This window comes from Rhizobacter sp. P3_C12 (assembly GCF_056402735.1).
Genome location: NZ_JBFUGW010000493.1, coordinates 1 through 2,640, shown reverse-complemented (window position 1 = coordinate 2,640; position 2,640 = coordinate 1). Strand labels below are relative to the sequence as shown.

Below are 2,640 nucleotides of genomic sequence, written 5' to 3'. Positions count from 1 at the left end.
GCGAAGCCGACCGCGGCCGAGGCGGTGCGCCAGCTGCAGGCGCGCGGCGTGCGCTGCCTGCTGCTGACCGGCGACGGCGCCGGTGCGGCGGGCAAGCTGGCGCGCGAACTCGGCATCACCGAGGTCCATGCCGCGCTGCTGCCGCAGGACAAGGCCGCGCTCGTCGAGACGCTGCGCCACGGCGGCGCGCGCGTCGCGATGGTCGGCGACGGCATCAACGATGCACCGGCGCTGGCGGCCGCCGATGTCGGCATCGCGATGGGCAGCGGCACCGATGTCGCGATGCAGGCGGCGGGCATCACGCTGATGCGCGGCGATCCGCGGCTGGTGGCCGATGCGCTCGAGATCGCGCGCCTCACGCAGCGCAAGATCCGCCAGAACCTGTTCTGGGCCTTCGTCTACAACGTGGTCGGCATCCCGCTGGCCGCCTTCGGGTTGCTGAACCCGGTGATCGCCGGCGCGGCGATGGCCTTCAGCAGCGTCAGCGTGGTCGGCAATGCGCTGCTGCTGCGGCGCTGGAAGGGAGCGGCTCGATGAACATCGGCGAAGCGGCGCAACGCTCGGGCGTGTCGGCGAAGATGGTGCGGCACTACGAATCGCTGGGGCTCCTGCCGCCGGTCGGTCGCACCGATGCCGGCTACCGCCAGTACGGCGACAAGGAGGTGCACACGCTGCGCTTCATCCGGCGCGCCCGCGACCTCGGCTTCGGCATGGCCGAGATCGGCGAGCTGCTGAAGCTGTGGCAGAACCGGCGGCGCGCTAGCGCCGACGTGAAGCGCATCGCGCTCACCCACATCGCCGACCTCGATCGCCGCATCGCCGAGATGGAGGCGATGAAGCGCACGCTGTCGAGCCTGGCGAGCTGCTGCCATGGCGACCAGCGGCCCGATTGCCCGATCCTCGACGAGCTGGCCGAATGAGCGGACGCCGGGATGCCAGGGTCTGGTTGTTTGACCTGGACAACACGCTGCACGACGCCTCCCATGCCGCGTTCGGCCCGACCAACCAGGCGATGACCGACTACATCGTCGCGCACCTGGGGCTGTCGACGGCCGATGCGTCGGCGCTGCGCCAGCGCTACTGGGACCGCTACGGCGCGACGCTGCTCGGCCTGGTGCGCCACCACGGCGTCGACGCGCGCCACTTCCTCGAGGAGACGCACCGCCTGCCCGGCCTCGAGGACCGCCTGCGCACCCATGCGCACGACCGCGCCGCGCTGCGCCGCCTGCGCGGCCGCAAGATCCTGCTGACGAACGCCCCGCGGTCGTACGCGCTGCGCGTGCTGCGGGCGCTCGGTCTCACCGACGTATTCGACGGCGTGATCAGCATCGACGAGATGACGATGTTCGGCGACCTGCGCCCGAAACCCGACGCCCGCATGCTGCGCCAGGTCGCGGTGCGGCTGAAGGTGGCGCCGCGGCGCTGCGTGCTGGTCGAGGACACGCTGGCGCACCAGAAGGCGGCGCACCGCATCGGCATGCGCACGGCGTGGATGCAGCGCTACCTGAAGACGGCCAAAGTTGCGAACAACAGCACAGAAGTTGGCGTTCACCCTTGCCGTAAGCCCCCCTATGTGTATGCAAGAATTCGATCGCTGAACAAGCTCCATACCCTGTAGTGACAACTTCGACTGCCGCGATGACCGACACCCCTGCCATCCCCGAAGACACCAGTCCCGAGGTGGCAGCCGACGCGGTGGCCGAGCCGACGGGCCGCAAGCGCCCGAAGCCGGGCGAGCGCCGCGTGCAGATCCTGCAGACGCTGGCCCACATGCTGGAGCAGCCGGGCGCCGACCGCATCACGACGGCGGCGCTGGCCGGCAAGCTCGATGTCTCCGAAGCGGCGCTGTACCGCCATTTCGCGAGCAAGGCGCAGATGTTCGAGGGCCTGATCGAGTTCATCGAGCAGAGCGTGTTCACGCTGGTCAACCAGATCACCGAGCGCGAGACGAGCGGTGTCGTGCAGGCGCAGAAGATCCTCACCGTGCTGTTGCAGTTCGGCGAGAAGAACCCCGGCATGACGCGCGTGATGGTGGGCGATGCACTGGTGTTCGAGAACGAGCGCCTGGTCGCCCGCATGAACCAGTTCTTCGACCGCATCGAATCGCAGCTGCGCCAGAGCCTGCGCAGCGCCGCCGAAGCGGCCGGCTCGTCGACGCCGACGGTCGATGCGAATGCGCAGTCCTCGGTGCTGACCGGTTTCGCGGTCGGCCGCCTGCAGCGCTATGCGCGCTCGGGCTTCAAGCGCGTGCCGACCGAGCACCTGGACGCCGCGCTGCGCCTGCTGGTCGGCTGACGCCGGCCCCTTCTTTCCACACGGCCATGGTCACGACGGACGTCGGCGGCCAGCGCCTCGCATTGCTGCCGGAGAAAGCCGCCTGGTGGCCGGCGCAACACGCCTTGCTCGTCGCCGATGCCCACCTCGGCAAGGCGGTGTCGTTTCGACGGCTCGGCGTGCCGGTGCCGGAGGCGACGACCACCGAGACGCTGTCGCGGCTGAGCGAGCTGGTCGAGCGGCACGGCGCGCGGCGCATCGTGTTCCTCGGCGATTTCCTGCACTCGGTGCATGCGCACGCGGCCTCGACGCTGGGCGCGCTCGCGCAATGGCGCGAGCAGCACGCAGACCTGCATCTGACGCTGG

At 70.0% G+C, this 2,640-nt stretch carries 5 protein-coding genes; all 5 read left to right on the top strand.

The annotated features are described in order from the left end of the window. Positions 1–537, top strand: a 537-nt coding sequence (locus AC1DXV_RS33690; RefSeq protein ID WP_477937912.1) for an HAD-IC family P-type ATPase, incomplete at its 5' end; no start/stop codon positions are given. Continuing rightward, positions 534–920, top strand: coding sequence for a Cu(I)-responsive transcriptional regulator (gene cueR / locus AC1DXV_RS33685; RefSeq protein WP_477937910.1), 387 nt, complete (start codon positions 534–536; stop codon positions 918–920). The genes AC1DXV_RS33690 and cueR, both read left to right, overlap by 4 nt. Further along, positions 917–1,618 carry a pyrimidine 5'-nucleotidase gene (locus AC1DXV_RS33680; RefSeq protein ID WP_477869074.1) on the top strand — a complete coding sequence of 234 codons (702 nt, stop codon included), beginning with the start codon at positions 917–919 and terminating at the stop codon, positions 1,616–1,618. Before cueR ends, AC1DXV_RS33680 begins: the two co-directional genes overlap by 4 nt. A 20-nt stretch (positions 1,619–1,638) precedes the next feature. Then, the gene (gene slmA, locus AC1DXV_RS33675) at positions 1,639–2,295 is read left to right on the top strand and encodes a nucleoid occlusion factor SlmA (protein WP_477869072.1); all 657 of its coding nucleotides are present in this window, start codon (positions 1,639–1,641) and stop codon (positions 2,293–2,295) included. A 26-nt stretch (positions 2,296–2,321) separates the two neighbouring features. Continuing rightward, positions 2,322–2,640: metallophosphoesterase family protein (locus AC1DXV_RS33670; protein ID WP_477937908.1), on the top strand; the 319-nt coding region annotated here is incomplete at its 3' end.

Coding starts and splice junctions, on each gene's coding strand:
- slmA (WP_477869072.1), top strand. CDS start 1,639: ATGACCGACACCCCTGCCATCCCCGAAGACACCAGTCCCGAGGTGGCA.
- AC1DXV_RS33680 (WP_477869074.1), top strand. CDS start 917: ATGAGCGGACGCCGGGATGCCAGGGTCTGGTTGTTTGACCTGGACAAC.
- cueR (WP_477937910.1), top strand. CDS start 534: ATGAACATCGGCGAAGCGGCGCAACGCTCGGGCGTGTCGGCGAAGATG.